This window comes from Streptomyces sp. HUAS TT11, from assembly GCF_051553595.1.
Classification (GTDB): domain Bacteria; phylum Actinomycetota; class Actinomycetes; order Streptomycetales; family Streptomycetaceae; genus Streptomyces.
Window position 1 is genome coordinate 1,393,187 of record NZ_CP196184.1, and the last position, 16,503, is coordinate 1,409,689.

Annotated in this window: 15 protein-coding genes; 6 read left to right on the forward strand and 9 right to left on the reverse strand. The window is 71.7% G+C overall.

Annotated elements, in window-relative coordinates:
- Window positions 1-21: 21 nt before the first annotated feature.
- Together ACSHXN_RS06480 and ACSHXN_RS06485 are read right to left on the reverse strand one after the other, a co-directional pair.
- Entirely contained in the window at window positions 22-864 is an 843-nt protein-coding gene (locus ACSHXN_RS06480; protein ID WP_355129832.1) for an RNA polymerase sigma factor SigF, read from the reverse strand.
- A gap of 247 nt (window positions 865-1,111) precedes the next feature.
- Window positions 1,112-1,576: an ATP-binding protein gene (locus tag ACSHXN_RS06485; RefSeq protein ID WP_355129830.1), complete on the reverse strand. Its 465-nt coding sequence runs from the start codon at window positions 1,574-1,576 to the stop codon at window positions 1,112-1,114.
- Window positions 1,577-1,989: 413 nt separating this feature from the next.
- On the opposite strand from ACSHXN_RS06485, the gene dps reads away from it, so the two are divergent.
- Together dps and ACSHXN_RS06495 are read left to right on the forward strand one after the other, a co-directional pair.
- Window positions 1,990-2,553: a DNA starvation/stationary phase protection protein Dps gene (dps, locus tag ACSHXN_RS06490; protein WP_355129828.1), complete on the forward strand. Its 564-nt coding sequence runs from the start codon at window positions 1,990-1,992 to the stop codon at window positions 2,551-2,553.
- Between the two features lie 273 nt (window positions 2,554-2,826).
- Entirely contained in the window at window positions 2,827-4,212 is a 1,386-nt protein-coding gene (locus ACSHXN_RS06495) for an MFS transporter (protein WP_355129826.1), read from the forward strand.
- 97 nt (window positions 4,213-4,309) lie between these two features.
- Here ACSHXN_RS06495 and ACSHXN_RS06500 read toward each other — a convergent pair whose 3' ends face one another.
- The 4 genes from ACSHXN_RS06500 to lnt all read right to left on the reverse strand — a co-directional run bounded on the left by ACSHXN_RS06500 (window position 4,310) and on the right by lnt (window position 9,290).
- Complete coding sequence (locus tag ACSHXN_RS06500) at window positions 4,310-6,238, reverse strand: helix-turn-helix domain-containing protein (protein WP_356114092.1); 1,929 nt, start codon at window positions 6,236-6,238, stop codon at window positions 4,310-4,312.
- A 67-nt stretch (window positions 6,239-6,305) separates the two neighbouring features.
- Window positions 6,306-7,088, reverse strand: coding sequence for a 3-hydroxybutyrate dehydrogenase (locus tag ACSHXN_RS06505; RefSeq protein ID WP_355129822.1), 783 nt, complete (start codon window positions 7,086-7,088; stop codon window positions 6,306-6,308).
- A 54-nt stretch (window positions 7,089-7,142) separates the two neighbouring features.
- Window positions 7,143-7,622, reverse strand: a complete 480-nt coding sequence (locus ACSHXN_RS06510) for an NUDIX hydrolase (RefSeq protein ID WP_355129820.1) — start codon at window positions 7,620-7,622, stop codon at window positions 7,143-7,145.
- A 9-nt stretch (window positions 7,623-7,631) separates the two neighbouring features.
- The gene (gene lnt / locus ACSHXN_RS06515) at window positions 7,632-9,290 is read right to left on the reverse strand and encodes an apolipoprotein N-acyltransferase (RefSeq protein WP_356114095.1); all 1,659 of its coding nucleotides are present in this window, start codon (window positions 9,288-9,290) and stop codon (window positions 7,632-7,634) included.
- A 229-nt stretch (window positions 9,291-9,519) separates the two neighbouring features.
- Here lnt and ACSHXN_RS06520 point away from each other — a divergent pair, with 229 nt between their 5' ends.
- Window positions 9,520-10,566 (forward strand): O-antigen ligase family protein, encoded by a 1,047-nt coding sequence (locus ACSHXN_RS06520; RefSeq protein ID WP_356114097.1) that lies wholly within the window; start codon window positions 9,520-9,522, stop codon window positions 10,564-10,566.
- 73 nt (window positions 10,567-10,639) lie between these two features.
- Here the strand turns inward: ACSHXN_RS06520 and ACSHXN_RS06525 are convergent, their stop codons facing one another.
- Both ACSHXN_RS06525 and ACSHXN_RS06530 read right to left on the reverse strand, forming a co-directional pair.
- Window positions 10,640-11,173 carry a hypothetical protein gene (locus tag ACSHXN_RS06525; RefSeq protein ID WP_355129814.1) on the reverse strand — a complete coding sequence of 178 codons (534 nt, stop codon included), beginning with the start codon at window positions 11,171-11,173 and terminating at the stop codon, window positions 10,640-10,642.
- Window positions 11,174-11,266: 93 nt separating this feature from the next.
- Window positions 11,267-12,052, reverse strand: coding sequence for a glutamate racemase (locus ACSHXN_RS06530; RefSeq protein WP_355129812.1), 786 nt, complete (start codon window positions 12,050-12,052; stop codon window positions 11,267-11,269).
- A 57-nt stretch (window positions 12,053-12,109) separates the two neighbouring features.
- Here ACSHXN_RS06530 and ACSHXN_RS06535 point away from each other — a divergent pair, with 57 nt between their 5' ends.
- The gene (locus tag ACSHXN_RS06535) at window positions 12,110-13,285 is read left to right on the forward strand and encodes a glycosyltransferase (RefSeq protein ID WP_355129810.1); all 1,176 of its coding nucleotides are present in this window, start codon (window positions 12,110-12,112) and stop codon (window positions 13,283-13,285) included.
- Between the two features lie 30 nt (window positions 13,286-13,315).
- Here the strand turns inward: ACSHXN_RS06535 and ACSHXN_RS06540 are convergent, their stop codons facing one another.
- Window positions 13,316-14,698 (reverse strand): TerD family protein, encoded by a 1,383-nt coding sequence (locus ACSHXN_RS06540; protein WP_355129808.1) that lies wholly within the window; start codon window positions 14,696-14,698, stop codon window positions 13,316-13,318.
- Window positions 14,699-14,991: 293 nt separating this feature from the next.
- Between ACSHXN_RS06540 and ACSHXN_RS06545 the strand changes: the two genes are divergently transcribed.
- Together ACSHXN_RS06545 and ACSHXN_RS06550 are read left to right on the forward strand one after the other, a co-directional pair.
- Window positions 14,992-15,447, forward strand: a complete 456-nt coding sequence (locus tag ACSHXN_RS06545) for a DUF6643 family protein (protein ID WP_355129806.1) — start codon at window positions 14,992-14,994, stop codon at window positions 15,445-15,447.
- A gap of 48 nt (window positions 15,448-15,495) precedes the next feature.
- Window positions 15,496-16,326 carry an MOSC domain-containing protein gene (locus ACSHXN_RS06550; protein WP_356291411.1) on the forward strand — a complete coding sequence of 277 codons (831 nt, stop codon included), beginning with the start codon at window positions 15,496-15,498 and terminating at the stop codon, window positions 16,324-16,326.
- Window positions 16,327-16,503: the final 177 nt, after the last annotated feature.

Genomic DNA, 16,503 nt, shown 5'->3' on the forward strand with positions numbered 1-16,503 from the left:
GTGCCCGTGGATGCCCGGCCGTCAGCCGCCGCAGAGCATTCCTTCGCGCAGCCGGGCCAGCAGGCGGGAGATCAGGCGTGAGACGTGCATCTGGGAGACGCCCAGGCGTTCGCCGATCTGGGCCTGGGTGAGTTCTTCGACGAACCGCCAGTGAATGATCCGCCGCTCGCGTTCGTCGAGTTCGGCGATCATCGGTGCAAGGGCGTGGAAGTCCTCGACCAGTTCCAGGGCCGCGTCCTCGTCGCCGATGAAGTCGGCCAGCACGGACTCCCCGTCCTCACTCCCGCCGATCGCCGCGTCCAGGGAGGCCGACGTGTAGCCGTTGGAGGCCAGTCGGGCCTCGACGACCTCGTCCTCGGGCAGGCTCATCAGGTCCGACAGTTCCCTGGTGGTCGGCGTCCGGCCCAGCCGGCTGCGCAGCTCCTCGTTCGCGCGCGCCAGTTGCACCCGGGCCTCCTGCAACCGTCGGGGCACATGCACCGCCCAGGACGTGTCGCGGAAGAACCGCTTGATCTCCCCCACGATGTAGGGGACGGCGAAGGAGGTGAACTCGACCTCGCGGGAGATCTCGAACCGGTCGATGGCCTTGATCAGCCCGATCACACCGACCTGGACGATGTCCTCCATCTCCTCCGGCCCACGGCTGCGGAACCGGCCGGCCGCGAAGCGGACCAGGGAGATGTTCATCTCGATCAGTGTGTTGCGGACGTGCTGGTACTCGGACGTGCCCTCCTCCAGCACCGCCAGCTGCTCGAAGAACAGCTTCGACAACTCCCGGGCGTCCCTGGGTGCGACCTTGGACGGGTCGGCGATCTCCGGCACGTCCACCGTCTGCTCGGCCCTCTGCACGGTCGTCGTCGCCACGATGCGCCCTCCCTGTCGATCGGCCTGGTCCCGCCGGTCCGCCGTCCGGCAAGCAGGCGCATACCCCGGCTGCCGGCCGGCATTCCTGCGGCCGCGCCCTCCACCCCGGCGGCCCACGGTGTTCACCCGTACTTCCGACGGGCCCGCGATGGCCACGACTGCGGTCGGCGGACGCGGCGAAGCGCTCCGGCCGCGGTCGTCCCCCGCGAGGTCCGGAACGGATTCCGTACGACCCCCGACGGACGTCCTACGCAGGTCCGGAGTCCAGCGGTAGCCACGCGGTGATGCGCTTGCCGACCGCCTCCGCCCGCATGCTGAGGTGGGCGGCGACGGCCTTCACGATCTCCAGTCCGTGCTGGCCCACCCGTTCCGGGTCGGCGGCTCGTGCCGTCGGCAGAACGGGATCGCTGTCCCACACCTCGACCTGCACCGTCGATCCGGCCACACGCAACCGCAGCAGAATGGGGCCGGGAGCGTACTTGCGCGCATTGGTGACCAGCTCGCTGACCACCAACTGGGTGAGGTCCACGACCCGTTCGGGGATGCCGCGACCGTGCCCGGTGGAGTCCTGGGTGAGAAAGGCGGCAGCCAGGCGGCGCGCTTCGGCGATGCACCCACCGTCACCCGACAATGCGATCGTCGTCTCCGGCCCGTCGGCGTCCTGACTCCCGGGACGCCGGCCCTCGTACTCCTCGTCCAGCCGGTCTGCCATACCCGCCTCTCCCCGCATGCTCAGTACCCGGGCGGGTACCACGCCCACGCTGCACGGCCTGTTGCTGCACCGTCCGGGTGCACAACCAGTACCACGCGCGAGCCGTCCTTCGACCAGGAATTCCGCTCGGAGGCATCTACGACCGCTTCGCCGGGGAAAGCCCTCCCGAAACACCGAACGCGATGGAATCCGTGGCCGACCGAACGCAGCGGCCGCACCCGGACCGGTGTCGGCGCCGTACGTCACACGGCCGGACGACGGCAGAAGCGGCGTGGTCAGACGCGCCGGGTCCCCTGCCCCACGCCCGAGGACCCACCGGCCGAAGAACTCCGATCGTCCAGGTCTGCCATGGTCGAACCGGGGCAACCGTGCTGGTGCAGACGACGCACACTCTGTCGAAACCGAGGTGAGCCATGACGCAGGATCTGACCCCCGAGTACACGGTCCCCGGCATCGAGCGCGAGGCGGCCGGCCGGCTGATAGGTCTGCTGCGGCTGCGCCTGCACGCACTCAACGATCTGCATCTGACACTCAAGCATGTGCACTGGAACGTGGTCGGCCCGCATTTCATCGCCGTCCACGAGATGATCGACCCCCAGGTCGACCGGGTGCGGGAGATGGCCGACGACGTGGCGGAACGCATCGCCGCGCTCGGTGGCGTCGCGCAGGGGACACCGGGAGTGCTGGTCGCCGAGCGGACCTGGGACGACTACTCCATCGGCCGGGCCGACGCGATCGCCCACCTCGGCGCGCTCGACCTCGTCTACACGGGCGTGATCGAGGCGGTCCGCGACGCCGTCAAGCAGGCGTCCGACATCGACACGGCGACCGAGGACCTGCTGATCGAGCAGCTGCGCGACCTGGAGCAGTTCCAGTGGTTCGTGCGCGCACATCTGGAGAGTGCGGGTGGCACGCTCGCCACCGGCCGGGCGCGGACGGAGGAGGAGGCGGCGGCCAAGGGGGCCGAGCTGGGCTGAGCCGCCCTCGAGCGCCGCCCGGGGAGGGGTGGTTCGCACACGGTCATGCTCGCTCCCCTTCCCCGGACCGGCCGTCTCGGTCCGGCTCGCGGATCGGGCCGGTGCACTTGGCCCCACCGACACCGATACGGGGCCTCGACACACCCTTCATGGTGGACGCACGCACTTCAGCCCCCAGAACTGTGGGGTCCCACCACATACGCCTCCCACTTGCCCGTTCCTACGGTGTGGCGACACACAATCGTCCCCGTCGAACGCCAGGAAGTGGTTCCGATGTCCTCCTCCGCGACCGCTCCACCAGCGCCGTCCCGTCTCCCCCGTATCGTCGCCGCCAGCCTCATCGGCACCACCATCGAGTGGTACGACTTCTTCCTCTACGGGTCCGCCGCCGCGCTCGTCTTCAACAAGCTGTTCTTCCCCGACTCCGACCCGCTGGTCGGCACGCTGCTGTCCTTCCTGACGTATGCCGTCGGCTTCGCCGCCCGTCCGCTCGGCGCCCTGGTCTTCGGCCACTACGGCGACCGGCTCGGCCGCAAGAAGCTGCTGGTGCTGAGCCTGCTGCTGATGGGCGGCGCGACCTTCGCCATCGGTCTGCTGCCCACGCACGCCACGGTCGGCGCCGCCGCGCCCGTCCTGCTCACGGTGCTGCGTCTGGTGCAGGGCTTCGCGCTCGGCGGTGAGTGGGGCGGCGCCGTCCTGCTCGTGTCGGAGCACGGTGACGCACGGCGGCGCGGCTTCTGGGCCTCCTGGCCACAGACCGGCGCACCGGCCGGGCAACTCCTCGCCACGGGCGTGCTGTCGCTGCTGACCGCCGTCCTCTCCGACAGCGCCTTCGGCTCCTGGGGATGGCGCATCCCGTTCCTCCTGTCCGGAGTGCTGGTGATCGTCGGTTTGTGGATTCGTCTGTCTGTCGATGAATCGCCTGTGTTCCAGCAGGCGTTGGCGCAGGCCGAGGCCCGCAGCTCGGCACCGGGAGCCTCCTCCGAGAAGCTGCCGCTGGTGTCCGTTCTGCGCCACCACTGGCGGGACGTGCTGATCGCCATGGGCGCCCGTATGGCGGAGAACATCAGCTACTACGTGATCACCGCCTTCATCCTCGTCTACGCCACCACGTCGGCCGGAGTCTCCAAGCAGACCGCGCTGAACGCCGTACTCATCGCCTCCGCCGTGCACTTCGCCGTCATCCCGGCCTGGGGCGCGCTCTCGGACCGGATCGGCCGTCGGCCGGTCTATCTGCTAGGCGCGGCCGGGGTGGGGCTGTGGATGTTCCCGTTCTTCGCGCTCACCGACACGGGCGGGTTCGGCAACCTCGTGCTCGCCGTGACCGTCGGACTGGTGCTGCACGGGGCCATGTACGCACCTCAGGCAGCCTTCTTCTCGGAGATGTTCGCGACCCGGATGCGCTACTCGGGTGCGTCCATCGGCGCCCAGTTCGCCTCGGTGGCGGCGGGTGCCCCGGCTCCGCTCATCGCGACCGCGCTGCTCTCCGAGTACGACAGCTCCACCCCGATCACCCTGTACGTCATCGGGGCGTCCGTCCTGACCCTCATCGCGGTGGGCGTCGCGAAGGAGACGCGCCACCGCGACCTGGCCCGGGTCGACTCGGCCGTGGAGACCGAGCCCGCCGGGACGCGCACGGCGGACGCACCCATCGCCTGACGGCCCGGCACCGAGCGGCCCCGTGCGCCACCGCGTGCGGGGCCGCTCGCCGTTCCCTTCGAGGAAACGCCGCCACGGTGCGGAGGCTGCCCCGAGGTCAACGGGAGACGGGTGAGGAGGACAACCTGTGCAGTCGCAGCGCCAGTTGTATCTCCAGAGTGCGGGCCGGGCTCTGCCAGTCGTCGCCGAGGAGCCTGCCCACCCGCTCCAGACGCTGCGCCACCGTGTTCACATGCACATGCAGTTCGTCCTTGGTGCGTGCCGGGCTCATCCCGCAGTCGAAGTACGCGTCGAGAGTGCGGACGAGGTCGGTGCCGCGGCGTTCGTCGTAGGTGACGACCTCGCCGATCGTGCGCTCGACATAGCCGGCGATGTCCCGGTCCCCGGCGAGCAGCAGCCCCAGGAATCCGAAGTCGTCGGCGGCGGCGCCGTCCCCGGCCCTGCCCAGCAGGCGCAGCGCGTCGAGGCAGCGCTGTCCCTCCGCATGGGCCGCCGCCACCGCGTCGGGACGGGCGGCGAGGTCGGAGACGGGCCCGGACGCTCCGACGGTGACGCGTTCATGGACGGCGGTGCCCAGCTCTCCGGCGGTACGGCGGGCGAGGTCCGTCGCGCTGTCACCCGGCTCGAGGGGCAGCAGCAGGACCGTACCGCCGGCGCGGGTGGCGGCCAGCCCCCGGCGGGTGGACGCGAGATGGGACGCGGCGGACCACAGACGACGGCGAGCGGCCGCCTCCTGGTCGGCGTCGCCCGACGTGCCCTCGAGACGGGCGGCGAGCACCACATGGGTGGAGTCGAGGTCGGCGCGCAGCCGCGCGGCACGCTCGCGCAGCACCCGCGGGTCGCGATCACGGCCGTCGAGCAGATCGTCCAGCAGCTCGCCCCGGACGCGCCGCTCCGCCTCGACCGCCGAGCGGCGGGCCAGCAGAAGCAGCGAGGTGACCATGGCCGCCCGCTCCAGGGTGCGCTGGTCGACGGGGTCGAGCCCCGGGTGCCCCCGCAGCACCAGCGCGCCGAACAACTCGTCGCCGGCCGACACCGCGGCGATCCAGTCCTGCCCATGGCGTACGGCATGGCCCTCCGCGCGGGACGCCTCCAGGGCCGCGGTGCGGGCGGTGGACGCCTCGGCGAACTCGACCGTGCCGTCGAGGACCTGTGAGACCGCCGCCGCCACATCATGGACGCCACCACCGCGCAGGACGAGTTCGGCGAGGCGGTCGTGGACGTCGGAGGCCCGCTCGACGGCCCCGCTGCGGTCACGGATGATCTCGTTGGCGCGCGCGAGCCGGTCCAGGGCCGAACGCGTCTCGGTGAGCAGGTTCGCGGTGTCGATGGCGGCGGCGGCCAGCGCGGCGAACGAACCCAGGAGCGCGATCTCCTCCCGCTCGAAGACCCGGGCCCGCCGGTCGGCGGCGAACAGCACCCCGATCACCTGGGGGCCGATCATCAGCGGTACGCCGAGGATCGCCACGAGACCCTCGTCGCTCACCCCCGTGTCGATCGTGCGGGTGTGCTGGAAGCGGTCGTCCTCGAAGTAGTCCGGCGTGACATAGGGCCGGGCGGTCTGGGCGACGAGTCCGCCGAGCCCCTCCCCCATGCCGAGCCGCAGTTGCTGGAAGCGGGCCGCGACCGAGCCCTCGGTGACCCTCATATAGGTGTCCCCGGCCGCCTCGTCGTGCAGGGTCAGATAGGCGACGTCCGTGCTCAGCAGCGATCTGGCGCGCTGCACGATCGCCTGCAGGACGGCGTCGACGTCACGCAGCCCGGCCAGGTCGTGGGCGGTCTCGAACAGGGCGGACAGCTCGGCCTCGCGCCGCCGCCGGCCCTCCATCTCCGCGCGCACGCGCAAGGCGAGCACCTTGGCCCGCTCCAGCGCGTCGACGCGCTCCGCCGACAGGCCTTCGGCACGGGCGAGCAGCACCGGCTGTTCGTACGCGTCGGCCGACGCGCGCCGGGCCAGGAGCTCCAGGAACGGCGCCTCGGCTCCGGTGCCGAGACGCTCCGCGGACTGTACGTGATCGCGAGCCATGCCCCCAGAATGGCCCACGGCGGGGCCGGGTCCACCCGACCTGTGGACAACCTTTGACATGCGCGGCTCAGTGCGCCGTCCAGCCGCCGTCGAGCACCAGCGACGTACCGGTGATGAAGGACGCCTGTGGGCTGCACAGATAGGCCACCGCCTCGGCGACCTCCTCGGGTTCGATCAACCGCTTGACGGCACTGTCCTGGAGAAGCACCTCCGACAGCACGCGCTCCTCGGGGATCCCGTGCACCCGCGCCTGGTCCGCGAGTTGCTTCTCGACGAGGGGCGTGCGCACATAGGCCGGGTTCACGCAGTTGGAGGTGACGCCGTGGGGGGCGCCCTCCAGCGCGGCGGCCTTCGAGAGCCCTTCGAGTCCGTGTTTGGCGCTGACGTACGCCGCCTTGAACGCCGAGGCACGCAGTCCGTGCACCGAAGAGATGTTGACGATGCGGCCCCAGCCCTGTCCGTACATATGGGGCAGCGCCCCGCGGACGAGCCGGAACGGTGCCTCGAGCATCACCGTCAGTACGGTGTGGAAGACGTCGGGCGGGAACTCGTGCAGCGGGCTGACCAGTTGCAGCCCCGCGTTGTTGACGAGGACGTCGGTGCCCGCGGCGATCTCCTCGGCCGCGTCGAGGTCGGTGAGGTCGAGGACGTGCGGCTCGAGGGTGCCCGCGAGACCGCGGGCGGCGTCGACGAGGTCGTCGAGCCCCGTGGCGTCCCGGTCGACCGCTCTCACCTTGGCCCCGGCGGCGGCGAGCCGCAGCGAGCAGGCGCGGCCGATGCCGCCGGCGGCACCGGTGACGAGGGCGGTGCGTCCACCGAGGTCGGGTGAGGTGTGCGGGGCAGGCGTCATGGCTCGACCCTAGGGAGTGGCCCAGCCCCACCCCATATGTTCATCGCACATACTTCAGAGCGGGTTGGTGGGGTCGAACCATGTGGGTGCGTCGGACAGTGCCTGCTTGATCCGGAGCAGGCCGAACTCGTTCAGTTCGGGCAGGGCGTCCACCGTGAACCAGCCGACCTCGAGCGACTCGTCGTCGTTCACGCGTGCCTCACCGCCGACGGCCCGGCAGCGGAACGTGATGTCCATGTACTGGCAGATGTCGCCGTTCATGTAGGTCACCTTTTCCAGTGCCTGCACGAGGACGACCCGTTCGGGGACGCATCGCACCGCCGTCTCCTCGTACACCTCGCGCACCGCACAGGCCGCGGGCTGCTCCCCCGGGTCGGGGATGCCTCCGATCACCGACCACCTGTGGTTGTCGGCACGGCGCCCCAGCAGCACTCTGCCGTCGTCGTCGAAGACGACGGCCGTGACACCGGGGAGCCACAGCAGCTGATGTCCGGCCGTGGCGCGGATGGTCCGGATGAAGTCGGGAGTGGCCATGGCCAGAGCCTAACGGGCCGACTCCGGCACCCCCGGCTCATCGACACGTGCGTCCTGCGCGGCGCGCCCGCGGCGGCCGCGGATCACCGACACCGCCGCCCAGCCGAGCCCGGCGGCCGCGACCAGCACCAGCAGCGTCTCCGGCAGGGTGCCGAGCCGGGTGGCGGGCGTCTGCGAGGAGCGCAGCGGTACCTTCTGGACGAGCGAGGCGGCGACGAACATCCCGGTCCGCTGGGTGATCTTCCCGTCCGGCATGATCACGGCGCTGACACCGCTGGTCACCGGCACGGTGACGGTGCGGCTGTGCTCCACCGCCCGCACCCGGGACATGGCGAGCTGCTGGTAGGTCATCTCGCTGCGGTCGAAGGTCGCGTTGTTGCTCGGCACCGAGATCAGTTGCGCCCCGTCGAGGACGGTGCTGCGCACGGTCCAGTCGAAGGCCGCCTCGTAGCAGGTCACCAGGCCGACCTTGGCGTCCGCCATGGTGAAGACGCCCGGCTTGTGCCCCCGGCTGAAGTCCTGGCGCACCATCGACGTCCAGTTCTTGTTGATGACACCGAGCAGCGAGCGCAGCGGCAGATACTCGCCGAAGGGCTGCACCTGCCGCTTGTCGTAGGTGTCCACCGGGCCCTTGTCGGGATCCCACAGGATCTGCTCGTTGTAGAGCTTGCCGCCGCGCTCGACCACTCCGCCCACGGAGATGGGCACGCCGATCGCCTTCGCGGCGCCTTCGATGACGGCGGCGGCGTCGGGATTGGCGAAGGGGTCGACGTCCGAGGAGTTCTCCGGCCACAGCACGAGGTCGGGCTTCGGGACCTTGCCCGCTCTGACCCGCTCGGCCAGCCGCTCGGTCTCCCGCACGTGGTAGTCGAGGACGGCACGCCGCTGCGCGTTGAACTCGAGCCCTGAGCGCGGCACGTTGCCCTGGACGACGGCGACGGTGGCCGTTCCGTTCTCGGCCTTGTCACTGACCAGGGAGCGCGCGGCCACGGCACCGAGCACGGGAGCGGCGACACTGATCAGGGCGATGAGCGCCGCCCCGCGCCAGGGCCCTGCGCCGCGGCGCCGGTCCACGACGACCCGCACGATCTCGTAGAGGCCGAACCCGCACAGCACGACCGCGAAGCCCAGCACCGGAGTGCCGCCGACGGCGGCGAGGGGCAGAAAGACGCCGTCGGCCTGACCGAAGGCGATCTTCCCCCAGGGAAAGCCGCCGAACGGCGCACGGGCCCGTGCCGCCTCTCCCGCGATCCACACCGCGGCCGCCCACACCGGCCAGGCGGGCAGCCGCGAGACCAGCACGACGCCCGCGCCGACGAGCGCGACGAACAGGGCCTCCACCGCGACCAGCGCGAGCCATGGACCGGAACCGACCTCGACACCGGTCCAGACGAGCAGCGGAAGCAGGAAACCGAGGCCGAAGAGATAACCGAGGCCGAGGCCCGCCTTCCAGGTGCGGCCGCGCAGACTCCAGCCGAACACGGCGAAGGCCGGCAGCGCCAGCCACCACAGCGTCCGGGGCGGAAAGCTGACGTACAGCAGCACTCCGGAGAGCGCTGCGGCTGCGGCAGGAACGAGGCGCCGAACCCGGCGCGCGGCACGGGGTGCCCCTGCGGACCGGGGTTCGAGCCGCTCCGGCTCGCCCACGGAAGTAGCGGTGACGGTCACCCGGGGAGTCTACGGCGCGTGACCGAACCCCCGACAGCTCGGTTCGGCCGCATCCGGGACACCCTGTGCCCGTTCGGGGCGTTGTCTCCCCTCTCTCCGCTGCATCGTTCCTGCGCAACTCATCCACAAACCGGCGCATCACCCGTTACCGTGTGCCCGAGCCTGTGAGGTGCGGCCGGATACGGCCGGACGGTCGGGCCCGGCACAGGGGGGTGGCGGGGTGGAATCCATGGGGACGGAGTCCGCGACCGGGGCCGCGGACGCGGAAGACGACAGACGAAACGTTTCTGATACGGCGGGCGTCCTGGTGCTCGGCGCCTGCGCCGCATGGTCGCTGATCACCGCGGCCGCACACGGCGGCCGGCCCGAGGGTTTTCTGCTCGCCGTGCTCGCCGTCGCCGCGGGTTATGCGGCCGGCCGGATACTGGGAGCTCTTCTTCCGGTCGCCGCGCCTGCCGCGGGGGCCCTGGCCGGCCTCGGGCTGGCCCTCGCCGCACCGCATGCCACCGCGGGACCACAGGTCGTGACACCACCCGGGGACACCGGTGCGATCGCGGCGCTGCTCGCGCTCTCCACGGGAGCGGCCTGCTGCGCCGCCTGGGCGGCCCGCTTCCCGGCGCAGCGGCTGGCGCTCCGGTCGGCGGCCCTGGGAATCGCGGTGGTGGCGGCGGCGCTCGGCTCGACGACGGGCCTGGTCGCCGCCGCCGGAATCCTGCTGTGCTCGCTCGCCGCCGACCGGATGCGGCATCGTGCCCTGGCGCTGGCCGGTCTCGCACTCGTGGCGGTCCTGGTGACCGCCACGACCTGGGCGGTCGCCGGGAACGTACTGCCGAACGGGCTCGGCTCCTATCTCGAGGACCAGCTCGGCCCGCACCGGGTCCTGCTCTGGCGGGACGCGCTCACGCTCGCTCATCGCGACCCCGCGCTCGGCGCGGGTCCCGGGCGCTTCGGTGAGCTGAGTCCCACGGCCGCGCAGTCCCTCCTGCCGGACGGCAAGCCCCACTCCGCGCCGCTGCAACTGGCCGCCGAACAGGGAGTGACCGGAGTGGCACTGCTCGCGGCGGTCTTCTGCTGGGTGCTGTACGCGCTGTGGCGCACCGGGCGCCCCACTCCCGTCGCGCTGACGGGGGGCGCCACGCTGACCGCGCTCGCCGTGATCGCGTCGGTGGGCAACGCGTTGAGCTTCACCACGGTGACGGCGGGAACGGGCCTGCTCGCCGGCATCGCGACGGCACGGCCCCTGACGGACGAGGGACGCAGGCGGACGGAGCCGTGAGGAGGCTCCGCCCGGGTGGACTCACCGGACGATCGACAGGAAGAAGAAACGCAGGGCCGTCCGGCCGCACGGGTCAGTGCGTGGCGCCGGGCAGGCTCGGGTGCAGCCGGGCGCGGATGACCCGTACCGCCGTCTCGGCGTTGTCGACGGTGATCGTGAACGTGTGACCGTCCCACAGGCGCAGGATGACACCCTCACCGCGCCGGACGACGACGGCCGTGCCCTTCTCGGGGCGCCAGCGGTAGCCCCAACCGCCCCATTGCCGGGGAGTGACCCGGGGAGCGAACTCGGCCCCGGCCACGAGCGAGAGGGGGATGCGGCGGCGGGGGACACCGATATGGCCGCACCTGACCTCGAGGCAGTCCTTGTCGACCTTCACCGCCACGTGCACGAACGCGAGCGTTCCGAACAGGACCAGCAGCCCGGCCGCGATACAGCCCACGACGGACATCACCAGGGGCACGATGCCGGACGTCCACGCCGATTCGACCGCCAGCGCGATGCCGAGCGCCATGCAGGCGGCACCGCCGAGCGCCAGCAGCCACTGGGCGCGATTGGTCGCACGCCCCGTCCAGATCTCGGATTCGCCCTGGGGATGGTCCCTCATGCATCGAGAGTACCCAGCTTCCGGAACGCGGGCACCAGGTTGCGCAGAGTCACTGAGTCCGGCGCCGGTTGTGCACAGCGGGCAGTGCGCCCCTCACCGCGCGGGGCTGACCGCCTGGAGCAGCCTGCCTTCGGGATACGTCAGCGCCTCGGCGGGCAGCACGCCCTCACGACCGCTCAGCAGCACCGTGAGACCGCCCACGGCGGGGGCGTCCGGCGCCGCGGTCTCCCCGAGGCGGCGCAGCGCCTGCGCGGCCACCGCTCCGGCGGTCCCGTGCAGGATCAGCGGGGCGTGGCCCGGCCTCTGGAGGGCCGTACGGATGGGTTCGGCCACCAGTTCGTAATTGGTGCAGCCGAGGACGACGGTCGTGACGTCCTCGGGGGTCAGTGCGGCGGCCGCCGCAACAGCGGCGTCGACCGCGGGGCCGTCGGCATGGTGCACGGCGTCGGCGAGCCCGGGGCACGGCACCTCGGCCACCGTCACCCCGTCGGCGAAGTCCCGGATGAGTCCGCGCTGGTAGGCACTCCCCGTGGTGGCGGGCGTGGCCCAGATCGCCACGGGTCCGCCGCCCGCCGCGGCCGGTTTGATCGCCGGCACCGTACCGATGACGGGGAGATCGGGCTCGAAGCGGGCGCGCAGCGCGGGCAGGGAGTGCACGGAGGCGGTGTTGCAGGCGACGATCAGCACATCGGGACGGTGGGCGGCGGCCGCCTCGGCCACGGCAAGGGCGCGGGCGGTGATGTCCTCGGGGGTGCGCGGGCCCCAGGGCATCCCGTCGGGGTCCCAGGAGAGGACGAGATCCGCGTCGGGCCGCAACCTGCGTACGGCTGCGGCGGCCGGGAGGAGGCCGAGTCCGGAGTCCATGAGCGCGATCTTCACCCGGTCACGATAGACGATGTGCCCCGGTCGGCCCCCGCGGTGGGGCAGACTGCGCGGGTGAGCGCCATCGTGTGGACTGCCGCGGTATCACTCGCGGCCTGGTTGTGGTTGCTGCTGTGCCAGGGCTTCTTCTGGCGTACGGACGTACGACTGCCGGCCCGCCGGGATCCCGGCGACTGGCCGTCCGTCTGCATCGTCGTTCCCGCACGCGACGAGGCAGCGGTGCTGGAGCGGAGCCTGCCGTCGCTGCTCGCGCAGGACTACCCCGGACGGGCCGAGGTCTTCCTGATCGACGACGGCAGTTCGGACGGCACCGGGGAACTGGCCCGCGACCTCGCCGGGCGGCACGGCGGGCTGCCGCTGACCGTCGACTCGCCCGGTGAGCCGCCGGCCGGCTGGACCGGGAAACTGTGGGCCGTACGCCATGGGATCGCTCTCGCACGCGTGCGTGAACCCGAGTATCTGCTGCTCACGGATGCCGACATCGCCCATGCACCCGACAGTCTGCGGGAGCTGGTGGCGTCGGCGCGCACCGGCGGCTTCGACCTCGTCTCGCAGATGGCCCGGCTCCGGGTGGAGAGCGTGTGGGAGCGGCTGGTCGTCCCCGCCTTCGTGTACTTCTTCGCCCAGTTGTATCCCTTCCGCAGGATCGCGGTGCCCGGGGGCCGGACGGCGGCCGCGGCGGGCGGCTGTGTGCTGCTGCGCACCGACGCGGCCGGGCGTGCGGGCATCCCCGATGCCATCCGGCAGGCGGTCATCGACGACGTGGCGCTCGCGCGAGCGGTCAAGAACAGCGGCGGCCGGATCTGGCTGGGGCTCGCCGACCGCGTCGAGAGCGTGCGGCCGTATCCGCGGCTGCACGACCTGTGGCGGATGGTCTCCCGCAGCGCCTACGCCCAACTGCGCCACAATCCGCTGCTCCTGGTCGGCACGGTGCTCGGACTGGCCCTCGTCTACCTGGTGCCGTCGGGCGCCCTGATCGCCGGGATCGTCACCGGGAACCTTGCGGCGGTGGTGATCGGCGGGCTGGCGAAACTGGTGATGACGGCGACGTACGTCCCGATGCTGCGCTACTACCGCCAGCCGCCGCTGCTCGCTCTGTCGCTGCCGGTCACGGCGTTGCTCTACCTGTTCATGACGGTCGACTCGGCGGTGCAGCACTACCGGGGGCGAGGTGCGGCCTGGAAGGGCCGCACCTACGCACGCCCGGACGCTGCCCTCGAGGAGCGGTGAGCGGGCCGGTCGCGGGGGCGACCGGCCGCGTCATTTTCTGCCGGGGGTCCAGTTCATGCCCCACCCGTAGGCGCGGTCGATCGTGCGCTGCGGGCTGACCCCGCGCTCCGGAACCAGGTAGCGGGCCTCACGCTGGACGATCAGGTCGCCGCCGGAGTTGGTGATGAGGGCGAGGGCGCACACGGTCGAGGGCACCGTGCACTCGTCGAGGGAGAACTCGACGGGTGCGCCGTGCTGCGGCTGGAGCGTGACCGTGGCGTGCAGGTCGGCGAAGGAGCGGGCGCCTTCGTAGATGGTCACAAAGATGAGAATGCGCCTGAAGCTCTGCGTGCGGTCGAGGTTGACGGTGAGGTTCTCACCGGTCTCCACCGCTCCCGTGCGGTCGTCGCCGTCGAGGTGGATGTACGGCGGATGGTGCAGCGAGCCGAAGGCGTTGCCGAGCGCCTGGACGACTCCCTTGCTGCCGTCGGACAGTTCGAACAGTGCGCACAGGTCCAGGTCGAGGTCCGAGTGCCGGGCCACCGCCCGGCCGCGCTTGCTGCCCCAGCCGGAAAACTGCTTACGCACCTGCCAGTTGAGGTTCACGCGCAGGAAACCGGACGTTCCGCCCTGTTTGCTCAGCGAGACCGAGGGGGCCTGCTTGGTGAGCGTGACCTTGGTGAGGCGGACCGGGGCAGGGGGCACCGGGGCAGGGGCGGCGGGCATGGGCATGGGCGCACCGTACGGCGCCGTCGGAGCGGGTGGCGGCGGCCCGTACGGGGAAGCGGGCGGCACCGCGGTCACCGGGGGCGGAGGCACCACCGCGGGCGGCATCGGCGGCGGGGCCACCGTGACCGGCGGGGCCGGCCGGTCGATACGCGGGGCGGGCGGAGAGGGCGGCGCCGCGCGCTGCGGCTCGTCCACCGTGATGCCGTAGTCCGTGGCCAGCCCCTGGAGCCCACTGCTGTAGCCCTGCCCGACGGCACGGAACTTCCAGGCGCCCTGGCGACGGTAGAACTCCCCCAGCACGAAGGCGGTCTCGACGCTCGCGGCGGGGTCGAAGCGCGCGATCTCCGTGCCCTGCTGCGCGTCCAGCACCCGAACGGCGAGCCCGGGCACCTGCCCGAACGTGCCCCCGTCGGCGGAGGCGGCGAGCACCACGGTCTCGATCGCGGGCTCCACGCCGCCGAGATCGACCAGAAGCGTGTCCGTCGTCCGGCCGCCGGCGTCCCGCTTGCCTTCGTGTCGCACCGCACCCGAGGTGTGCGTGGGCTGGTTGTAGAAGACGAAGTCCCCGTCGGTCCTGACCTTCCCGGAGATCAGCAGCAGTGCCGAGGCGTCCACGTCGGGCACGCCGGGTCCTGGGCGCCAGCCCAGTTCGACGCGCAGTGCCGCCGTCGGCACTTGAAGGTTGGATCCTTTCGACATTGACATGTCGGCCCCCATCACGTGGTGCCGCACCGGGACCGAGGCCCAGGGCGGTCCGTTGCAACCGTTGCGGTCAACCTATTCCCCCGGAGCCCGAACTCCCATGACCCCGACCGCAGGACCACTGGCCAACCCCCGGTAACCCACCGGGAACTCGGCCTTTACACGATCCCAACCCCGCTCGTTGCCCCTTTTTGCCAAGTTCGCTCGCATTGGGGATCCCGCGTCACTCAGGGCACGGAAAACAACCCTCTTATCGGTCTCCCCAACCAGCACATCGTGGGCTTAACTTATGTGCCATGACCTCCCCCCGCTCCACCTATGGCGGCGGCTACTACTCCGCGTCGCCCTTCCCGGACACTCCGATCTACGACAGGCTCGTAGCCGAGCGGGGCACCCCGCAGATCGCCCCGATCCGGGTCCCCTCCGCGTACGACATCCCGGGCAGCAATCTGCCCGCGCTGCCGTCGGCGCTTCCCGCGCTGCCGGCCGCCCCCTCCCCCCAGGTCCCCTCCTACGGCTACCCGCAGTCGGCCCCGCATCCCGCGCCCCTGCAGCAGGCCCCCACCGCGTACATCCCGCAGCAGGCGGCCGGCCCCCGTGGCTACCCCGCCCAGCAGCAGATGCAGCCGCCGCGCCCCATGGGCACGGGTTACGAGGCGATGCGCCCCGCCGCACCCCGCCCCGCCGCACCCCGACCGGCCCCGGCGCCGTACCAGGACCCGTACAACAACGGGCAGTACCGCGGATACTGATCCATTCCACGGGATGAGGCCGTCGGCCCTCGATGGGACGATGGCCTCATGTCGAATCCAGTGCTGCACTCCCTTCATGTCCACCCGGTCAAGGCACTGCGGGGCCAGGCGCCCCACGAGGCCGTGGTGGAGCCTTGGGGGCTGGCCGGGGACCGGCGCTGGGCACTGATCGACGAGTCCGGCCGGGTCGTCACACAACGCGAACACCCGCACCTGGCGTTGGCCGCCGCCGAGCTGCTGCCCGGCGGCGGAATCCGTGTGTTCGCCCCGGGCCTGGACCGGCTGACCGTAGCCGTCCCCGACCCGTCCGGCGGTACGACGACGGCCAAGTGGGCGGGAGAAAAGATCGAGACGGTCCCCGCCGGCCGCGCTGCGGACGACTGGTTCAGCACATACGTCGGCGAGGACGTGAGCCTCGTCCACCTGGACGATCCGGCCGTCCGCCGGCCCATCGACGACCCGCCCTTCGGGCGCCCCGGTGAGAGCGTCAGCCTGGCGGACGGCTACCCGCTGCTGCTCACGACAATCTCGTCCCTGGACGCCCTGAACTCCCTGATCGCGCAGGGCGACCACGCTGCAGAGGGCCCGCTGCCCATGAACCGTTTCCGGCCCAACGTCGTGGTGGCCGGAACGCAGCCCTGGGCCGAGGACGACTGGACGCGGATCGCCGTCGGAGAGGTCGTCTTCCGGGTCGCCAAGGTGTGCGGGCGCTGCATCGTGACCACCACGGACCAGGCCACCGCCGAACGGGGCAGGGAACCGCTGCGCACCCTCGCCCGCCATCGCCGGGTCGGCGGGAAGCCGGCCTTCGGGCAGAACCTGGTGCCGCAGTCACCGGGCACGATCCGCCTCGGCGATCCCGTCACGATCCTCGACTGAGAGGGACCGGGGCGGGCTCGGCCGGCTGCCCCGGCGTGGAGCGCCGCCCACCGCCCCTTCCGGTTGTCGCCGCCCGCCCGTCGGCGTCCGGTCCTGCACACCCGGTACGGAATCAAGCCCTCCACATCCTGCCCCGGGTAACACCTCGATCGGGTGTCCGTCGGGGGAACCGCGGAA